General features: G+C 62.8%; 16 protein-coding genes and 1 tRNA gene. 13 read left to right on the top strand and 4 right to left on the bottom strand.

Translation table 11 applies throughout. From position 1 onward, the window contains the following. Positions 1-96: 96 nt before the first annotated feature. Positions 97-2,121 carry a M3 family metallopeptidase gene (locus ACRQFC_RS05190; protein WP_234984498.1) on the bottom strand — a complete coding sequence of 675 codons (2,025 nt, stop codon included), beginning with the start codon at positions 2,119-2,121 and terminating at the stop codon, positions 97-99. A 249-nt stretch (positions 2,122-2,370) separates the two neighbouring features. Between ACRQFC_RS05190 and ACRQFC_RS05185 the strand changes: the two genes are divergently transcribed. Continuing rightward, positions 2,371-2,455, top strand: a tRNA-Leu gene (locus ACRQFC_RS05185). Positions 2,456-2,964: 509 nt separating this feature from the next. Beyond that, a complete protein-coding gene (locus ACRQFC_RS05180; RefSeq protein ID WP_087070750.1) occupies positions 2,965-3,375 on the top strand; it encodes a hypothetical protein in 411 nt (136 codons plus the stop codon). Positions 3,376-3,381: 6 nt separating this feature from the next. Here ACRQFC_RS05180 and ACRQFC_RS05175 read toward each other — a convergent pair whose 3' ends face one another. Then, the gene (locus tag ACRQFC_RS05175) at positions 3,382-4,338 is read right to left on the bottom strand and encodes an aldo/keto reductase (RefSeq protein ID WP_435734651.1); all 957 of its coding nucleotides are present in this window, start codon (positions 4,336-4,338) and stop codon (positions 3,382-3,384) included. Between the two features lie 184 nt (positions 4,339-4,522). On the opposite strand from ACRQFC_RS05175, the gene ACRQFC_RS05170 reads away from it, so the two are divergent. Both ACRQFC_RS05170 and ACRQFC_RS05165 read left to right on the top strand, forming a co-directional pair. Next, entirely contained in the window at positions 4,523-5,344 is an 822-nt protein-coding gene (locus ACRQFC_RS05170) for an undecaprenyl-diphosphate phosphatase (RefSeq protein WP_087070752.1), read from the top strand. A gap of 124 nt (positions 5,345-5,468) precedes the next feature. Next, positions 5,469-6,737, top strand: coding sequence for a hypothetical protein (locus ACRQFC_RS05165; protein ID WP_087070753.1), 1,269 nt, complete (start codon positions 5,469-5,471; stop codon positions 6,735-6,737). Between the two features lie 92 nt (positions 6,738-6,829). Here ACRQFC_RS05165 and ACRQFC_RS05160 read toward each other — a convergent pair whose 3' ends face one another. After that, complete coding sequence (locus ACRQFC_RS05160) at positions 6,830-7,651, bottom strand: RecB family exonuclease (protein WP_026429313.1); 822 nt, start codon at positions 7,649-7,651, stop codon at positions 6,830-6,832. A 64-nt stretch (positions 7,652-7,715) separates the two neighbouring features. On the opposite strand from ACRQFC_RS05160, the gene ACRQFC_RS05155 reads away from it, so the two are divergent. The 6 genes from ACRQFC_RS05155 (at position 7,716) to ACRQFC_RS05130 (ending at position 14,825) form a co-directional block, all read left to right on the top strand. Next, positions 7,716-8,867, top strand: a complete 1,152-nt coding sequence (locus ACRQFC_RS05155) for a tRNA (adenine-N1)-methyltransferase (RefSeq protein WP_234984499.1) — start codon at positions 7,716-7,718, stop codon at positions 8,865-8,867. Between the two features lie 94 nt (positions 8,868-8,961). Further along, the gene (arc, locus tag ACRQFC_RS05150) at positions 8,962-10,626 is read left to right on the top strand and encodes a proteasome ATPase (protein WP_234984500.1); all 1,665 of its coding nucleotides are present in this window, start codon (positions 8,962-8,964) and stop codon (positions 10,624-10,626) included. Next, a complete protein-coding gene (dop, locus tag ACRQFC_RS05145; RefSeq protein ID WP_087070754.1) occupies positions 10,623-12,212 on the top strand; it encodes a depupylase/deamidase Dop in 1,590 nt (529 codons plus the stop codon). Before arc ends, dop begins: the two co-directional genes overlap by 4 nt. Positions 12,213-12,379: 167 nt before the next feature. Further along, positions 12,380-12,559 carry a ubiquitin-like protein Pup gene (locus ACRQFC_RS05140; protein ID WP_026429315.1) on the top strand — a complete coding sequence of 60 codons (180 nt, stop codon included), beginning with the start codon at positions 12,380-12,382 and terminating at the stop codon, positions 12,557-12,559. Positions 12,560-12,573: 14 nt separating this feature from the next. Then, positions 12,574-13,944 (top strand): Pup--protein ligase, encoded by a 1,371-nt coding sequence (gene pafA / locus ACRQFC_RS05135; protein ID WP_101594704.1) that lies wholly within the window; start codon positions 12,574-12,576, stop codon positions 13,942-13,944. After that, a complete protein-coding gene (locus ACRQFC_RS05130) occupies positions 13,941-14,825 on the top strand; it encodes an FKBP-type peptidyl-prolyl cis-trans isomerase (RefSeq protein ID WP_101594706.1) in 885 nt (294 codons plus the stop codon). The genes pafA and ACRQFC_RS05130 overlap by 4 nt, the downstream gene beginning before the upstream one ends. Before the next feature lie 83 nt (positions 14,826-14,908). On the opposite strand, the gene ACRQFC_RS05125 is transcribed toward ACRQFC_RS05130, so the two are convergent. Further along, a complete protein-coding gene (locus tag ACRQFC_RS05125) occupies positions 14,909-15,502 on the bottom strand; it encodes a nucleoside/nucleotide kinase family protein (protein ID WP_435734650.1) in 594 nt (197 codons plus the stop codon). A 99-nt stretch (positions 15,503-15,601) separates the two neighbouring features. On the opposite strand from ACRQFC_RS05125, the gene ACRQFC_RS05120 reads away from it, so the two are divergent. From ACRQFC_RS05120 to pyk, 3 genes are all read left to right on the top strand, one after another. Then, complete coding sequence (locus ACRQFC_RS05120) at positions 15,602-16,543, top strand: hypothetical protein (protein WP_284890175.1); 942 nt, start codon at positions 15,602-15,604, stop codon at positions 16,541-16,543. Beyond that, positions 16,540-17,559, top strand: a complete 1,020-nt coding sequence (lgt, locus tag ACRQFC_RS05115; RefSeq protein ID WP_284890176.1) for a prolipoprotein diacylglyceryl transferase — start codon at positions 16,540-16,542, stop codon at positions 17,557-17,559. Before ACRQFC_RS05120 ends, lgt begins: the two co-directional genes overlap by 4 nt. A 130-nt stretch (positions 17,560-17,689) precedes the next feature. Next, positions 17,690-19,120 carry a pyruvate kinase gene (gene pyk, locus ACRQFC_RS05110; protein WP_284890177.1) on the top strand — a complete coding sequence of 477 codons (1,431 nt, stop codon included), beginning with the start codon at positions 17,690-17,692 and terminating at the stop codon, positions 19,118-19,120. Positions 19,121-19,197: the final 77 nt, after the last annotated feature.

Genomic DNA, 19,197 nt, shown 5'->3' with positions numbered 1-19,197 from the left:
CAGCTCCAGGGCGCCTTTTCAGGCGCCCTCCGATGCGGCCCCTAGGGCATCACCGTGGTGCTGCAAAGGCCGCCAAGCTCAGGGCTCGCGCAGTACTTAGCTCTCCAGCAGTCCGTGCCGCTTGAGCAGCGCGGTGGCATCCACATCCCGCCCGAGCAACGCCGCGAAGGACTCCTTCGGATCACGCGAATTACCCCGCGCGAGCACCTCGCGGCGCAACTTCTCGCCAGCCTGGCGATTCAAGCCAAGATCGCCCTCGCGTGCGGCGTCGTTCTGGAACCACGCCACCGTATCCGCATCCAGAGCCTCGCACCAGGTGTAGGAGTAGTACCCGGCAGAATACCCACCGGAGAAAACGTGGTTGAAGTAGGCGCTACGGTACCGCGGGGGCACCAGGTCATGCTGCACACCCGTGGCCCGCAAAGCCTTCTCCTCGAAAGCTTCGAAGTCCGCGGGACTTGCCGGCACGTCGGCTTCACCGAGGCGATGCCAGGCCTGATCCAAAAGCACCGCCTGCTCGATTTCGCACATGCGGAAGCCGGCCCCGTAGCCGCGCGACGCAACAAGCGCCTCGGTTTGGGCTGCGGGCAGCACCTCACCGGTCTGGTAGTGGCGCGCGTACCGCGAGAGCACCTGCGGGTGCCGGGCCCAAATCTCATTGACCTGGGAGGGGTATTCCACAAAATCACGCGGAACATTCGTTCCGGCCACCGAGGGCCAGCGCACATCGGAGAGGAAACCGTGCAGCGCGTGCCCGAATTCATGGAAAGCAGTTTCCACTTCGTCCCAGCTCAGCAAGGTGGGCTCGCCGGGAGCCGGCTTGGTGATATTGAGGTTATTGCAGATGACCGAAGCGGGGGAGCCCTCCGCGGACTTCTGCACGATAGCGTGCATCCACGCGCCCCCGCGCTTACCGGGCCGCGCGTAGTAATCACCCAGGAAGTAGCCGAGGAAAGTGCCGTCCTCTTCGGCAACCTTCCACACGATCACGTCATCGGTGTACCCGTGTTCTTCAGTGCGGGTGAAAGTCAGGCCGTAGAGCCTATTGGCCGCGTAGAAAACACCTTTCTCCAGCACGTTATCGAGTTCGAGATACGGGGTGAGGGCCTCGTCATCAATGCTGAACTTTTCAGCGCGCGCCTGATTCTGGGCCCGCACCCAATCGCTGGCGGTGAAGCTCTCCTTCCCCCAGCGTTCCTTGACGAAGGCGGCCAGCTCCTCAGCTTCGGCAGCAACATTGCGGGCAATGGGCGCCATCATGGGGGAGAGGAGCGCATCGATATTTTCCAGCGTCCCGGCTGAAGAATTCGCGGCCACGTAGGCGGCATGGTTCGGGTAGCCAAGCAGCTTGGCGGCCCGGGCCCGCAACCGCACCAGTTCCAGAATGGACTCGCGGGTATCGGTGGCCGCGTCATGACCATCGCAACGCCGCAGGGACGCATCCAGGAGGCGGGCGCGGGCTGCGGCGTCGTCCAAATTATCCAGCAACGGCTGCTGGGTGGGCAGGCGCAGCGTGGCGAGATAAGCGGCCGAGCTATCCGCGGCGGCGGCCTCCCCGGCCAGGCCTTCGCGCTGCGAAGCGGACAGCCCGCTCAGTTCCGCCTCGGTGAACTCCACCGCGTCATCCAGACCGGCCTGCACGATACGCTGGCCGATCTCGGTTGAAAGCTCAGCCATGCGGTTATTGATAGCGGCCAGTTCGCCGCGCGCGGCTTCGTCGAGCCCGGCACCGGATTGTTGGCAGCGCTTGAGGTGCTCGCGGGCGGTATACGCGGTTTCCGGATCCAGATCCGCCTGGCACAGCTGCTCAAAACGCCGGTACAACCGCGGATCCATGTACAGCGCGTCCTCGTGCGCGGTCATCTTCGGGCTGAGCTCGGCCTCAACCCGATCCCACTCCGCCCCGCCAATCGAGGAACAATAGGTGTAGAAAATCGAGGCTTCTACCTCAAGCTCTGCGCCGGAGAGTTCAAAGGGGCGCAAGAAATTCTCAACGGTGGGCGCCTCGGTAACCTCGAGAAGAGAGGCGACGACGCCGCGCTGGTGCTCCATCAAATCAAGGACCGTGGCAAGTTGGGATGCCGGGGTCACATGCGAAAAATCAGGTAAGAGAGTACTCATAGGCTTAACGGTAGCGGGCCGGGCCGAACAAGTACCAGCACGGCCCGCAATCAAGGTGCCTGCACGGCCCGCGCTATAGGTACCGGCGTGGCCTGCGCTATAGGTACCCGCACGGCCCGCGCCAGAACCCGCGCCAGCCGTGCGTAAGTGGAATCACACCTGTTCCCGGCCGCATAATTTGAAAAAGCGGGCACTGGCCTGGTAGATTCTTCTCTGTTGCTCAGCACGGCGTGCTGAAGAACAATCACCGCGCGGGTGGCGGAATAGGCAGACGCGCTAGCTTGAGGTGCTAGTCCTCGTATAGAGGGTGGGGGTTCAAGTCCCCCTCCGCGCACGGTGAGAAAGCCCCGGAAATCTATGTTTCGGGGCTTTTCGCATGTCCGGGTGCATGCATGGCCGGCATCCAGGGTTAATAGACAAAAAGTGGGTCTAATGACGGCGTGTCGTTGGCTTGGATCCGGATCAGATCCGTACGAATCGGGTACACAAACGAAGTGCGAGGGAGAGCACCGTTTGTCCCCGATTTCGTGTCTCTAACGCGCACTATGGCGCCTACACGGCCCAGAAAGCGGCTCTGACGCCTCTGCCCACCCCGTGGCTGTGGCGCATGGCAGCCCGGACGGAACGAGTTTTCCGTCAAGGCATGTCACGCAACGGATGTCAAGGAAGCAAGCTTATTGAGGTGCCCGACCTCAATAAGGCCGACTTTTCGTTGGTATGACAGGGCAAACTCCCGGTATAAGACCCACCATTTGTCTATTAGCCCGGCATCCAGCCCAATCGCGGGAATTCCAGCGCCGCTAAGGTTAGCGAATCACCTGCCTTTCGGGGTATTCTAGGGCCATGGCTACGAATCCGCGCGCTGCGCTTGACCGTCTCATCGGTGCTTTCGAGGATTTCCACCAGGCGGCTACTACCGCTGATGACCCGGAAGCTCCGGCGGTGCTGGAAGCCGCCGATAAGCTGGCGGATGCCTACACCATTTACGATGACGTCATCTTCACGAATTTCGATGTCGAAACACCGCTGGATGTTTTCGATAGCGATAGTGACGATTTCTACGACGATGATGACGATTCTGAGGACTACCTCTACGACACCGATGATTATGACGATCTGGACGACGATGATGACGATTCAGACGACGATTACGATGACGATGAGGATGATGAGGACGATTACCCCGGCCTCGATGACGAAGACGACGAAGGCGACGACGCGGATGAGGCCGACGCCGCCGCTTCTCGCGCCTAAGACGGGCTAAGAAATATCGTTAAGCGCCTCGATCACCAGATCAGGCAGCTCTTCGCCACCCGCGAGGTTTCCCCCGAGCAGGCTGGTTAACTGGCTGGCGGTGCGCGCGCCTACCAGGGCGGCGCTCACCGGGGTGGCCAGGAGCCAGCCCAGGGCAACCTCGGCGGGGTTCCAATTTAGGCCCTCGGCGGCTTTCGCCACCGCCTCCACAATCCGGTGCGGTCCCTCATCCAAATAGGGCGCCACAAAGGCGGCCAAATGATCGGAGGCCGCTCGCGAAGTTGCCGGGATGGCATGCCGATATTTCCCGGTAAGCACACCCCGCCCGAGGGCCGAGGTGGCAAGCAGCCCGATCCCCATGGCCTCGCACATCGGCAGCATGGCTGTTTCAACACTCCGCTCCACCAGGGAATACTCTTCTTCCACCACGGTGAGAGCAGGTAGGTGGCGTTCGCGCAGCAGGGTTTGCATAGCCGCAACCCGCCAGGGCGCATATCCCGATACCCCGATATAGCGTGCCTTACCCCGCATCACCAGCCCGGCCAGGGCGAGCGCAGTTTCCTCATCCGGGGTGATGCCATCGGGGCCACCGGCCACTGCAATATCCACGGTGGCGATGCCGAGGCGGGCGAGGGATGCGTCAAGGGAACGTGCAATCCCGGCCCGCGCCACGCTATAGCTGGGACCGCTCGGATTATCGAGGAAACCTACGCGGGTGCAGATGGTGAGCTGCGAGCGAGCGGCGTCGTCGCCGAAAAAAGAGCTGAGCAAGGAGCCGAGCAGTGCTTCTGCCGCACCGTCACCGAAAGCCGGTGAGGTGTCCACGAGGGTGCCGCCGGCGTCAAGAAAGGCGCGCAATTGCCCGCGGGCCTCCTCCTCATCGGTATCGCGACCCCACGTGAGCGTTCCCAAGCCGAGCGCGGATACAAGAAGCCCGCTGGCACCAACCGCACGATAATCCATGACTCCACTCTAAACCACCGCGCCGGACCAGAGCTGGACCAGAACCGAATCAGAGCCGAATCAGAACCGGACCAGAACCGGGCCAGGGCCGCACTAGTGCCGCCGCACTTCGCCGGGGCGCGCTGCCAGTTCCGCCCGGACGCCTCACCGCGCCGCCGCGCCCCGCCCGCTATGCTTAGTCCCCGTGGGTTATCTAGAAGCAGCCATTCTTGGGCTCGTGCAAGCGCTAACGGAATTTTTGCCGATTTCTTCTTCGGCGCATATCCGCATTGTCGGTGATCTTTTCGGGTGGGGCGATCCTGGTGCGGCTTTCACCGCGATTATTCAGCTGGGCACCGAAGCCGCGGTGCTGTGCTACTTCTGGAAAGACATCGTGCGCATTATCCGGAAGTGGTTGTACTCGTGGACCGGGCGGGTGGCGCGCACGGACGCGGATGTGCGCATGGGCTGGGTCGTTATTATCGGCACGCTTCCTATCGGCCTCCTCGGCCTGCTTTTCGCGGACACCATCGAAACGTCGCTACGTAATCTCTATATCACCGCGGCCGTGCTCGCGCTATTCGCGATTTTCCTCGGGTTGGCCGACCGCTGGGCGAGCCAGCGCAAAGACCTGCGCGATATGAGCTATCGCGACGGTTTGCTCCTCGGTTTCGGGCAGGCTCTCGCGCTGATTCCGGGGGTATCGCGTTCAGGCGGCACGATTACCACCGGCCTGCTCCTCGGCTATACCCGCGAGGCGGCGGCGCGGGTATCCTTCCTCATGGCGGTGCCGGCGGTGCTGCTCTCGGGCTTCTACCAGCTGATCAAATACGCCGGTGACGCCTCGATTCCGGCCGGGCCCACGATTCTTGCCACGGCGATTTCTTTCGTTTTGGGGTACGCGGTGATCGTGTGGTTCTTGCGTTTGGTGTCCACGCGTTCGTACCTGCCTTTCGTGATCTATCGCTTGGTGCTGGCCGCGCTTGTGGTGGTGTTGCTCGGCACCGGCGTGCTCTCTGTTTTTTAACGACGACGCCGCAACGGCTCGCCCCGCTGCTGCTGTTCCCTGAGGGCGAGCGGCGTACTGGGTAGACTGTGCGTGGGTTCCTCACGTGGAGGACCCGCGAAGTAGGAGACTAACGGATAACCAGATGGAGACTTGGACACGCCCAGAGGTACCACAGCTGGGGTTCACCCCGGACCTCAACCTGTACGATTCCGATAATGAGGAGATTTGCCGGGTGGAAACGCGGCAACCTACCCTCTACACCTGCGGTATCACACCCTACGATGCCACTCACCTGGGGCATGCTTTTACTTACGTGAGTGCCGATACCCTGGTGCGGTACTGGCTGGCCGCGGGCTTTCCGGTTCACTACGCCCAAAACATCACGGATATTGACGACCCGCTTTTTGAACGCGCGGAGCAAACCCGGGTGGATTGGCGCGAACTAGCTGATTCTCAAGTAGCGCTTTTCCGTTCCGATATGGATGCTTTGCGGGTTGTTCCGCCCAGGAACTGGATTGCGGTCTCCGAGATTTTGGATGAGGCGGAGGCGGTGGTCCGCGATTTTGAGGCGCGTGGACTGGCGTACCGTTTGCCCAATGGGGACGGCTCGGAAGATATCTATGTTGATCTCACCCGCGATCCGAGTTTCGCCGCCGCGCCTGTTTTCGAGTACTTGGATCTGGAGCGGATGTTCGATGAACACGGTGGGGATTCCACCCGTCCAGGTAAGCGCCGCACCCTTGACCCGCTGGTGTGGAAAGGCGTGCGTGGCAATGATTTCCGGCCGGCGGGGGAGAAGCCCGGGTTCTGGCGGCCGGGCTGGCATGTGGAATGCGCGCTGATAGCCCGTACCTACCTGGGTGAACATATCACCGTGCAGGCTGGTGGGCGTGATCTGCTCTTCCCGCACCACGAGATGAGCGAAAGCCATTTGCGGGAGATGACGGGTGACCGCGGCCGGGTGGATATTCACTTCCACGTGGGAATGGTGGCCTACCAGGGTGAAAAAATGTCCAAGTCGCTGGGCAATCTGGTCCGGGTTTCGGAGCTGACCGCTGCTGGTGCGCATCCGAGCGCGATTCGCCTGGTGCTCCTGGCCAATCATTACCGTTCCGATTGGGAATACCAGGCGAGTGCGCTTGAGCGGGCCGAAGCTCGCTTGGAAGCCTGGCAGCAGGCAGCCCGCAGCGCGCTCGGAAAGTCCGCAGCCGCTGGGCCGGGCGATAATACGGCCGCGGAGTCTGAGCTGGTTCCCACCTGCCGGGCGCTCATCGAGGCTATTTCGGATGACCTGGACACCCCGCAAGCCCTGCACATCCTGGATGAGTGGGCGGCATCCGGAGCACCCGATGCGGCGCAAGTGGTGCGCGCGGTGGATGCACTCCTGGGTATCCAGTTACTTTCCGACTAATCGGGGGCCAGAGCCTGAGGTAGGTGCGTCAGGCAAGCGCGAGCGGCATCCAATGTGGCGTTCGCTGTGCCAATGCACCCTGGGCGCATGCGCTAACTATGTGCCGTGCGCATCTGCTCCACCCCCTCCGTGCTGAGCGGCGGGGGAGTTCCGCCGTAGGCCGGGCAGATCTGCTGGAAATAGCACCAATCGCACAGGCGGGAGGTGCGCGGTTCGAATTCCCCGGAATCCAGGCGCGCGGCAATATCCCGCCAGGTTTCCTCCAGATCCATGGCGATACGCCGGGTATCTTCCGGGAGGGGATCATAGGTGAGAGTGCGCCCATCCTTGAGGTAAACAAGCTGAGTGCGGGCCGGGCGCTGCCCTTCCGTCAATTCCAAAAGCAGCGCATAAAAACGCATCTGGTAGAGAGCTTCGTTCTGGTAGCGCGGATGCGGAGACTTCCCGGTTTTATAATCCACCACCCGCAAGGCCCCATCGGGAGCCGCATCGATACGATCCACGATTCCGCGCAGGGCCAAACCGGAGGGCAGGCGGGCATTGATGAATTTTTCCCGATCCCGCGGCGCCAAAAACCGCGGATTCTCCATATGGAAATAATTGCTAATAAGCGCGCGAGCCTGTTCCAGCCATTCCGAAAGCGCATCCGCCGACTCAAAAAGATCCGCATCCTGCGGGGACTTTTCCAGGTGCGCCTCCCAACGCGGCAGCAGGAGAGACTGAGCGTATTCTTCGGTGCGGGCTTGCTGCGGTGCGGCGTACAGGTACTCCAGAACCGAATGCACCAGGGTGCCGCGCAGCGCGGCGAGGGAGGGCGCTTCCGGGAGGCGATCCACACTTCGGAAACGGAAGAGCAGCGGGCACTGCTTGAAATCTTTGGCACGTGATGGTGATAGTGCGGCGTGACGAGTCATGCTTCCACTTTAACAACTCGCTACGACAGAAAAATCTGCCGGAAGGACAAACTACACTGGAGGAATGACACTACGACGAGGCCCCTTCCGCCCCGGTGAACGCGTGCAACTCACCGATCCCAAAGGGCGGCATTACACCATCAATCTCACGGTTGATGGCTATTTCCAGTCCACGCGCGGCTCTTTCCGCCACAGCGAGCTCATCGGGAAAGAGGAAGGCAGCCTCATCACCACCGAAGAAGGCCGTGAATTCCTCGCGCTGCGCCCGCTCCTGAGCGATTACGTGCTTTCCATGCCGCGTGGCGCCACCATTGTCTACCCGAAAGATGCGGCGCAAATCACCCACACTGCGGATATTTATCCGGGGGCACGGGTTTTTGAGGCCGGGGTCGGCTCCGGGGCTCTCTCCATTTCCCTGCTCCAAGCGGTAGGCCCTCAAGGTTTTCTTCTCAGCGCGGAACGCCGCCCGGAATTCGCGGAGATCGCGCAGGCCAACCTGGTGTCCTGGTGGGGGAGCCACCCGGAAAACTGGCAGGTGGAATGCGGGGAAGCGGCTGATATTTTGGCCGCTCACCCGGCCGGTTTTGATCGCGTTATCCTCGATATGCTCGCTCCCTGGGAAATCATTCCGGCGGCCGCGCAGGCTTTGGTCCCCGGTGGGGTTTTCCTCGCTTACGTTGCAACGACGACGCAGCTCTCCCGCTGCGCCGAAGATCTCAAAGCAACGGGACTTTTCACCGGCCCTGAAGCCAGTGAAACACTGGTGCGCAACTGGCATTTAGAGGGGCTCGCGGTGCGCCCCGATCACCGGATGGTCGCGCATACCGGCTTCCTTATTATGGCGCGCCGCCTAGCCGGGCCCACCCAGCTCACTCCGGCATCCCGCCCGGCCAAGGGCGCCTACGCCGAACCCATGCCCTGGGAAAACCCGGAAGCTGAACCGCTCCAGGAACGCCCGATTGCGGAAAAGAAACTTCGTAAAGTCCGCCGTGATCTAGCGCACCGGGCCGATGTGGAAGAAAGCGGGGTATCCACCCCGGGAGAACATTCCCGCCAGATAGCTGAGAAAATCGCGGCGGAAATCGCCGAACGTGAAGCCGAAAAGCGGCGGCAGGGCGAAGAGCCTCGGTACGCCGAAAAACAGCGGCAAGGCGCGGAAGCGGGGTACGCGGAAAAGTGGCGGGCAGCGGAGCCGGCACAGCACTTTGAGGACTAGTGACCTAACCGTGAGGGCACCGGGGATGCTATATCCCGGGGTGGGCGGTAAGGTAGGCCTGTCCTAGAATAAGGGGACGATCAGAAAGGAAGCCATGAGCACATCGGAGTCGAGCGCGGCTCTTGCCGAAATCGCGTCCTTGCGTGAGAAAAATGAAAGGCTCTCCACCTCGCTGGTCGCCGCCCGGAAACGCATCCAGGAATTGGGGGAGAAACTTGATTCCCTCTCCCGGCCTCCGGCTACTTTCGCCACCTTTATTCGCGGGCATTCCTCCGATCATTCCATTGACGCCCTCGTGGGCGGCCGAAAAATGAACGTAGCTGTTTCTCCGTATGTTGCTTTGGAACAATTGCGCCCCGGCCAAGAAGTACGCCTCAATGAAGAACTCGTGGTCGTCGGCATTGGAGGCTACGAAAATACCGGGCAGCTCGTTGCTGTCGAACTCGTGCTGGATCCCCAGCGGGTGCTCGTGCGGGTGCACGCGGACGAAACAAAAGTGCTGCGCATCGGCGGGAAACTCTCGGCCGGGAAACTGCGGGTCGGGGATACCTGCATGGCGGACCTGAAAACCGGGTTCCTGGTAGAAAAGGTAGAGCGCCCGGATGTCGAGCACCTGCTGCTCGAAGAAGTCCCGGATGTTTCCTATGCGGATATTGGCGGCTTGGATGCTCAGATTGAGGAAATCCGCGACAGTATCGAATTACCCTTCCAGCAACCCGACCTCTATCGAGAGCACGGCCTGCGCCCGCCCAAGGGAATTTTGCTGTACGGCCCTCCGGGAACCGGGAAAACCATGATCGCGAAAGCGGTGGCCACCTCCCTCGCGGAGAATGCCGCGCGTGCCCAAGGGGTAGCCAAAGCTTCCTCCTACTTCCTCAATATCAAGGGCCCGCAGCTCCTCGATAAATACGTGGGGGAAACCGAACGCCAGATCCGCGAAATCTTTTCCCGGGCCCGGGACCGGGCCTCCTCGGGTATCCCCGTTGTCATTTTCTTCGACGAAATGGAAGCCCTTTTCCGCACCCGCGGTTCCGGGGTTTCTTCCGATGTGGAAACAACCGTGGTGCCCCAGCTCCTCGCTGAAATTGACGGGGTGGAGCAACTCTCCAATGTCATCGTTATTGGTGCTTCCAACCGGGAAGATATGATCGACCCGGCCATTTTGCGGCCCGGCCGGCTTGACGTGAAAATCCGGGTCGAACGCCCCGATTATGCGGGGAGCGTGGATATTCTCTCCAAGTACCTCACCCCCGAGCTGCCCTACGCGCCAGCTGATATTGCAGCCTACGGCGGCGGGGCGGGGGCCGCGGCCCACCTGGCCCGCCTCATCGCGGATAAGGTTTTCGAGGCATCCCCGGAGAACCGCTTCGTTGATGTCACCTATGCTTCGGGGCGGAAAGAAACTCTTTATCTTGCCGATTTCGTTTCCGGGGCTCTCCTGGCCGGCATCGTTGATCGCGCGAAAAAAGCAGCTATCAAAACGTATTTGACCACCGGGGTGCGTGGGATTACCGCGGAGCATGCTATCGCTGCCGTGCATGCCGAAGCCCGCGATAGCTCGGACTTGGACCAGATTTCCAATCCGGATGAATGGGCCAAAGTCAATGGTAAAAACCGCGGGGAGCGGATCGTGGCGGTGCGTCCGCGCCAGAGCGATTCGACGTGCCGGGCTGAAGCGGCAGGTCAGGCCGATCCCGCACCTCACGCGATTACGAACGCAGCATCCGCACATCAGCACACGGGGGAGGAACCACGGTGACAGCACGTCGAGTCATCGGCCTGGAAACAGAATTCGGGATTATGGAACCCGCCGACCTGCGGGCCAATCCCGTGGTACTTTCGGCCGATTTCGTAGAAAGCTACGGGCACGCCGGGGCAGGGGCCGGCACGCACGGCCCGGTGGCCTGGGATTACACCGGGGAGGATCCTCTCAATGACGCCCGCGGTTTCCGGATGAGCCGGGAGGAGGCGGACCCTTCTCAACTCACCGATGATCCGGAGAATCCCGCCCCGCCAGCTGGCGTCGTCGTCGCACCTATAACGGACGACGACGCAGAGCTGCGCCGCCCGCGCGCCGCGAACGCGGTTCTCACCAACGGCGGGCGCCTCTACGTTGATCATGCCCATCCGGAATATTCCTCGCCGGAAACCGCGACCCCGCGGGAAGCCGTGCTCTGGGACCGTGCCGGTGAACTCATCGCGCGGCGCGGAATAGAACTGCTGCGCGAAGGCGGGCGCGAATTCGCGATCTACAAAAACAATGTGGACGGGAAAGGCGCGGCCTACGGCTCGCACGAAAACTACCTGGTTGATCGGGCGCTGCCCTTCACGGAAATCATCCGCTACCTCACGCCTTTCTTCGTGACCCGGCCGATCCTATGCGGTACCGGGCGCGTGGGGCTCGGCCCGCGTTCGGAACAACCCGGTTTCCAGATTTCGCAGCGCGCCGACTACGTGGAAAATGACGTCGGGCTGGAAACTACCTTCAATCGGCCCATTATCAATACTCGCGATGAACCGCATGCGGCCGCGGAGCGCTTCCGGCGCCTGCACGTCATCGGGGGAGACGCCAACCAATTCGATGTCTCTATCCTGCTCAAAGTGGGAACCACCTCGCTGGTGCTGTGGATGCTCGAACAGGACGCGGTGCCCCTCGGGCTGGAATCCGTGATTATGGATAGTCCGGTGCCCCTCACCTGGACGGTCTCCCAGGACCCGAGCCTCAGCACCAAACTTGAGGTGCATGAAGGAGAACCGCGTACCGCCCTGGAGATTCAGCAGATCTACCTGGACGCGGTCCGTGATGCGCTGGACGAACGCGGTGAGGTGGACGGCGATACTGCCGAAATTCTCGAGCGGTGGCAAAGCGTGCTGGACCTGCTTTCGCGTGATATTTTCTCTGCCGCATCCCAGGTGGAATGGGTGGCGAAATACCAGATCCTCAATGAATTACGCGAACGCGGCGGGGGCAGCTGGGATTCGGATAAGCTGCGCGCCCTCGACGTCCAATGGCATGATCTGCGCCCCGAGCGCTCCATCGTGGCGAAACTGCGGGGAGCCGGGCGGGTGGAGGAACTCTTCTCCGAAGCGGAGATCGCCACGGCGGCGCTGCAGGCACCGGGTTCGACGCGCGCGTATCTGCGCGGCCAGCTCATCTCCCGCTTCTCCGAACACGTGGCCGCGGCAAGTTGGTCGAGTGCGGTGCTGCGTAATAGCGCCGGCCAGCTCCACCGCCTCAGCCTGCCCGATCCTAACGGTGCGAACGAAGCGGCCCTGGGGGCAACCCTGGCCGGCGCCCACACGATTGACGAGGTCATTGCCGCGCTCACCGCGGCGGGATCGTAGGCGGACCGGGGCCGGCACCTGCCGCCCGGCTACGGCCTGCGTTAGGCCCGGTCACGTGACTACTTAGGCGGGCCCGGGCCGGTAACGCATTCGGGCGGGTCACGCAGCCGGCATGCACCCGCAGCCTGCACCTATCCGCACCAGTACCAGAAAAGAGGAAGGAAGAAATGTCCAGTCAAGAATTCCTGCAGCCCCAGCGCCGCCAGGAAGAAAACACCGAAGTGGAAGCCCCGCAGGCCCAAAACCAAGATTTTGGTATCGACGCGCTGCTCGACGATATCGACGCCGTGCTGGAAAGCAATGCGTCCTCCTTCGTGCAGGGCTTCGTGCAGAAAGGCGGACAGTGATACCCCGTCGCGTTATGGGCATCGAGACCGAGTACGGAATCACCTGCGCGGCCCGGCGCGGAACACGCCCACCGCTGGATGCCGAAGAATCCGCCCAGCGGCTTTTCGCGCCGGTGCTCGCCGCGCATCGGTCCACAAACACGTTCCTCGAAAACGGCTCACGCCTCTACCTGGATGTGGGCGCCCACCCGGAATACGCCACCGCCGAATGCGATAATATCGACGATCTCCTCGCCCATGACCGCGCCGGCGAACTCATTTTCGCGCGGCTCGCCAAGCGCGCCAATGAGAAATTAAACGACGACGGCGTCCCCGGGGCCATCCACCTCCTGAAAAACAATGTTGATTCCGAAGGGCATTCCTTCGGGTGTCACGAAAACTACATGGTGCACCGGCGCCCGGACTATCGCCAGCGCATCGCCCGGCTCATCCCCTTCTTTGTGACCAGGCAAATCGTGGCGGGAGCCGGAAGCCTGCACCGCGGGGAAGACGGGCAGGTCCGCTACGAATTCTCTCAGCGCTCCCACCAGATGTGGGAGGCGATCTCCTCGGCGTCCACGCGGTCGCGGCCCATGATCAATACCCGCGATGAACCCCACGCCGATGCGGAACTCTACCGGCGCATGCACGTTATCGTGGGGGATTCCAATATTTCCCAGGCGACAACCGGCCTCAAAGTCGCGGCCACCGAAGCCCTCCTCACCCTCGTGGAAGAAGGCGCGATTCTTCCCGATCTGGAACTCGCCGATCCCATGCACGCCATCCGGATCACCGGCGCGGACCTATCCGGGCGGGCCAATCTGGAACTTGCCAGCGGCGGACTCACCGACCCGATTTCGGTGCAGCAGCGGATGTATGAAGCCGCGATGAACCACCTGGATCGGAAAGGCTACCTGGCGGAACTTGACCCCACCCGGCGCTACCTCCTCGAGCTGTGGGAGCGCGCTATTACAGCGGTGGAACACCGCGATCCCAGCCCTATTGCCACCGAAATCGACTGGGCCGCTAAACTCGCCCTCCTCACTCGCTACCGGGAACGCACCGGGGCGAAACTCTGCGATGCCCGGGTGGCACGCCTCGATTTGGCGTATCACGATATCACCGAAGGTGGGTTGCGCGACCGGATGGAAGAATCCGGGCTCCTGCGCCGCGTTATCACCCCCGAACGCGCTACCGCGGCGATGACGGACCCGCCGCGCAGCACCCGGGCCGTGCTGCGCGGGCGTTTCCTGAGTGCGGCGCGGCAAGCCCGGCGCGATGTGGCGGTGGACTGGTCCACCCTGCGCCTCATGGAGGCCAATGGCAATTCCAGTGTGGTCCTCAACGACCCACTCGCCACTGAAAACGCCGAGGTCGAGGCGCTTATCGAGGAGATCACCGCGTGACACCCCACCTGAAGTACCGAGCGCTGCTGGCTGGATTGGCGGTGGCCGCTACCGCGTTAGCGGGCTGTAGCGGCCACCGCGAGCCCGGCACCCCCGGAAGCGTGGATGTCACAGGCGCTTTCGGGGCACCCGTGACCATCTCCGTGGAAGGGAACCTCCACGTGGACGGGGTCCGCCAGGAGGTCCTCAGCCCGGGAGACGGGGTGGAACTGGCGGAAGGCAGCCCGGTACTCGCCCGTATCACTTCCTTCGACTCGCGTACCGAGGCACCCGTGGAAGGTTTCGCCACCGGCGGGATAACCCTGGCCACCGTGAGCAAGGCAGGGGTAGGGGAGCTGGCTCCCTACCTCGCCGGGCAGCGGGAAGGAAGCCGCCTGCTGATTCAGCGGGAAGAATTGGTGGCCGGAGACCCGGGAGCGGTAGAAATCGTCGTCGTCGATATTCTCTACACAAATGCGCGCGGGGACGCAGCTCCGCCGCCCGCTACGCCACCGGCCGGAATGCCGGGCCTGGCCAGCGGAGAAGGCGTAGCGCCCGTGCTCACCGGGGGCGGCGGGCCCATCCCGGAATTCGCGGTGGTTCCCCTCGTGCTCGGGCGCGGGGAGCAGGTAGCCGCCTCGGATGAGCTTGTGCTCAACTACTTCCTCGTGGATCCGAATGGCCAAACGGTCGATTCCAGCTGGACCTCCGGGCCGGTGCGTGCCGCCATGGGCGATCTGATGGACGGGATGCGCAAAGGCCTGGTTGATCAGCGGGTAGGTTCACGCGTCATGATTCTGATTCCGGCAAGTCAGGCCCGCGGGGATAGCGACCTGGTCGCCATCGTTGATATTTTGGCGACGGGCCGGGCGCTCACCCAGCTTCGCGCCGGCGGGGCCTAAAGCTCGTTTCGCCGTACGCGCTCAAGCTCGCGTCGCTGCACGCGGCTCCTAGCGCGTCACCGGAAGAGTGCCGCGACCGCGGCCTAGCAACCGCGCATCTCCACGTGCAGCTGCCCCGCATCCCAGCGCGCTACCGCGTCTGCTAGGGCCGGGGCATCTCTTTCGCTCACGAGCGCAGCCTCCTGGGAAGCCCACCTATCCCACCAGCCACTCGGGTCACCCTCGCGCTCCCGCACCCGCTCCCGCCGGAGAGAATCCTCACATTCCATCCAGATCGTGGCCGTGCACAGCGGCGCGCAGGCCGCGGAAGCCGCTCCGCACCCCTCCAGCAGCAGCACCTCGCAGCGCGCATCCCCCGGCACCGCGACCGGTGCATCGTAGCAGCTCAGATACCAATTCCACGGAGCCACCCGTGCTCCCTCGCCCCGCAGAAACGGTTCCAGAATATCGTGGGCTACCCGCTCCGTGCCCCGGGCCAAGCCATCCCAGCCGGGTACGAAACGCTCCACCTCGAGAATCTCAACCGCCAGCCCGCCCTCGCGCAACCGCGCCGCAAGGGCCCACGATAGCTGGGTTTTCCCGGATCCGCTCCGCCCATCGATGCCGTAAACTCGCCGGCCTTTCCCGCGAAATACCAGGCCCGCGAGGAGGTCCAGGCCCTCTTTACTCTCTTTCATGGGTGCCACCCGTTCCTGCGTCATTTTTTGTCACACCGTGCGGGTACTCTATGTCATAACCAGCACGCGGAGCGAAGCTCACCGACACCGGGAGGCACAGTGGCGTGGTTTATTGATGAGGTAGCACAGCGGGTGCGGGCCGCCGCCAGGCAGGTCCCGGACCGGGAACGTGATGCGCTGCGGCATGCCGCCCAGGCGGCCCCGGCACCGCGCGAGTTCTACCGCGCCCTCGCGCCCAGCCCGCAACGCCCCATCGGGGTGATCGGGGAAATCCGCAGCCTCGGCGGCAGTCCCGTACCGGCTCCCGCGCAGCTGGAGGCCTTCGCGCAGGCGTTGAGCAGTGGGGGAGCAGCCGCCATCTCGGTAACCGCCCCGGTGATTCCCGGTGGGCTCGGTTTGCCCGCGTTGCGCCTGGCCCGCGCCCTCGGGGTAGGGCCGCTGCTCTACCGCGATGTCACCGTTTCCGCGGTGCAACTCCTGCGGGCCCGCGCGGCGGGAGCGGATGCCGTCTCGCTCACCCCGCGAATTCTCACAGATGTGGAACTTGAGGCCCTAGTGGAACGCGCGCGGTCCCTCGGGATGGAACCCTGCCTGGAAGTGGAATCCGAAAGTGACGTAGCGCGCGCAATGGCCTGCGCGGCGCGCGTCGTTATCGCAGATTCGCGCTCCGCCACCGATTATCCGCAGCTTTTCGAGGCGCTGCCCTACACCTGCGTGCGGGTGGTGCGGCGCGGGGTGCGCAATCCCTGCGATGTTTTCACCGCGGCGCGCCACGGCGCCGGCTGCGTTATTGTAGGGCGGGCCCTGCTTGAAACAGCAGACCCGGCCGGTTTGCTGGCTAGCATGGCTACCGCGGGCCGGCACCCGGCCGCGCTACTTATGGCAAAACGGACCGCACACGTGGCTGAAGGCACGGCTAGCACGGCCCAGCACACGGCTACTAGCACGGCCGAACTCTCAGCTAACGCAATCGAAGGTACCGCTCAGGCACCCGGGCTCGGGCACCCGCCCCACGCCCCCGGACAGGAAGAGACACGATGATTCCAACAGCTATTCCAGCTCCCGAGCATTCCGAATGGGTGCTTTTTGAGACCTCCGCATTTTCCCTCTCCATTAAGTTCTACGCGATCGCCATCGTCATCGGCATTATCGTTGCCTACGCCCTCACGGAACGGCGCTACGTGGCCAAAGGTGCCACCCGCGATGTCACGCTCTCCATCGCGCTGTGGGCGGTGATTTTCGGGATTATCGGCGGGCGGCTCTACCACGTCATCACCGACTACCAGCTTTATTTCGGCCCGGGCCGTGACCCGTGGCGCGTCTTCGACCTGCGCGGCGGTGGCCTGGGAATCTGGGGTGCGGTGGCTCTGGGTGGCGTGGGTGCCTGGATCGGGTGCCGCCGCAACGGGGTGCGCCTGCTTCCCTTCGCCGACGCCCTCGCCCCGGGTCTCCTCATCGCCCAGGCCATCGGCCGCCTGGGTAACTACTTCAACCAAGAACTCTTCGGCGGGCCCACTTCACTGCCCTGGGGCTTGCAGGTTGATGCGGCGTACCGCCCCGCGGGCTTCCCACCCGAGCAGCTCTTCCACCCCACCTTCCTCTACGAATCGCTGTGGTGCCTGGGTGGCGCCGTCGTACTTCTTCTCCTCGAAAAACGCTTCCACCTGGTCGCCGGGCAGCTTTTCGCCACGTATGTGATCGTGTACACCCTCGGCAGAGTCTGGATCGAAAACTTGCGGATCGACCCGGCGCACCTCGTGGCCGGTTTGCGTCTCAATGTATGGACGTCGCTGCTCGTGTTGCTCGGCGGAATCATCGCTCTCGTTATCTTGCGGCGCGCCTACCTGCGTGATTCTTCTCGCGATCACGTGTGGTTGCGGGCCCGCCCGGAACCGGAAACTGAAGGAACTGATGTGTCACAGAACGACGACGCCGCAGCCGGCCAGGCCGCCGTCGTACCCGAAAAAACGGAAACTTCCGGGGCCGCAAGCACAGGCGATTCCGCCGCGTCAAGCGAATCCGAACCGGAGGTGGGTAACCGCTCAGTGAACGGGTGAAGCCGCTGGGCGAGCCGTGCGCTAGCGTAAAGATGAGCTCCGCGAGCGGGGCTTATAACGGTGCATATTTACCAGGACGAGTGCCATGAGTCCCGATGGGGAAACAGGGCCCTCGGGTAAGATAGGAAACATGCGTAGAGCTAGAATTGTGTGTACGTTGGGTCCGGCTACGGATACCTACGATCAAATCCTTGAACTTGTTAAAGCCGGCATGAACGTGGCGCGTATTAACGCTTCCCACGGTTCGCATGAAGAACACGAAAAGCGCATTGATAATGTGCGTGCCGCCGCGAAGGAACTGGGTACCCCGGTCGCGGTGCTCGTTGATTTGCAGGGCCCCAAGATCCGCCTCGGCCGTTTCGCCGAAGGCCCGGTCCAGCTGAACGTGGGCGATACCTTCACCATTACCACCCGCGATATCCCCGGCACGAAGGAAATCTGCTCCACCACCTTCAAGGGCCTGGCTGGCGATTGCAATCCCGGCGATGTGCTGTTGATTGACGACGGTAAGGTCTCCGTGCGCGTCGTGGAAGTTGTGGACGGCACTGACGTGGTCACCCGCGTAGAAGTCCCCGGCCCCGTTTCCAATAACAAGGGTATTAACCTCCCCGGCGTGGCGGTGTCCGTTCCCGCCATGTCCGAAAAGGACGAAGAGGACCTGCGCTGGGGCCTCAACTACGGTGCGGATCTCATCGCGCTGTCCTTTGTGCGTGACGCCAAGGATATTGATGACGTCCACCGCATTATGGACGAAGAGGGTATTCACCTCCCCGTTATTGCCAAGATCGAAAAGCCGCAGGCCGTGGCCAACCTGGACGACATCGTCCAGGCCTTCGACGGCATTATGGTCGCCCGCGGCGACCTCGGCGTGGAACTGCCCCTCGAGCAGGTTCCGCTGGTGCAGAAGGAAGCCATTTCCCTGGCCCGCAAGCGTGCCAAGCCGGTTATTCTGGCCACCCAGGTTCTCGAATCCATGATCCAGAACCCGCGGCCCACCCGCGCTGAGGCCTCTGACTGCGCTAACGCCATCCTGGACGGTGCGGATGCCGTGATGCTTTCCGGGGAAACCTCGGTGGGTCTCTACCCGATTGAGTGCGTGAAGACCATGGCCTCCATCGTTTCCTACACGGAGGAACACGGCCTGGAGCAGATCCCGCAGCTCTCCTCCCTGCATCGCACCCGCAACGGTGTTCTTACCCGCTCCGCTCTGGATATCGGTGAGGCCCTGGGTGTCAAGGCAGTTGTGGTCTTCACGGAAACCGGGCACACCGCCCGCCGCGTGGCTCGCAACCGCTCGCGCCTGCCGATCATCAACTTCACTCCTTCGGAGAAGGTACGCAACCAGCTCGCCGTTCTGTGGGGTAGCGAAACCTACACGGTGGATCACTCCGCCGCCACCACTGACGAAATGGTGCAGCAGGTGGAGGATCGCCTCCTCGAACTGGGCCGCGCCCAGGTTGGTGACCGCGTGGTGATCGTGGCCGGTATGCCCTCGGGCGTGGCTGGTTCCACCAACACCCTGCGGGTTCACAAGATCGGTGAAGAAACGGGCGTTGCCTAAATCCGGCAGGCTCGTGTTCTCCTAGGTGCTGCCGTGTCCACGGACACAGCGGTACATCATTGAACAGTGGATAGGCG

The organism is Actinotignum inguinis (assembly GCF_051265835.1).
In the GTDB taxonomy this organism is placed as follows: domain Bacteria; phylum Actinomycetota; class Actinomycetes; order Actinomycetales; family Actinomycetaceae; genus Actinotignum; species Actinotignum timonense.
The sequence above is the reverse complement of the archived record's forward strand: the minus strand, read 5'-3'. Positions and strand labels throughout refer to the sequence as shown.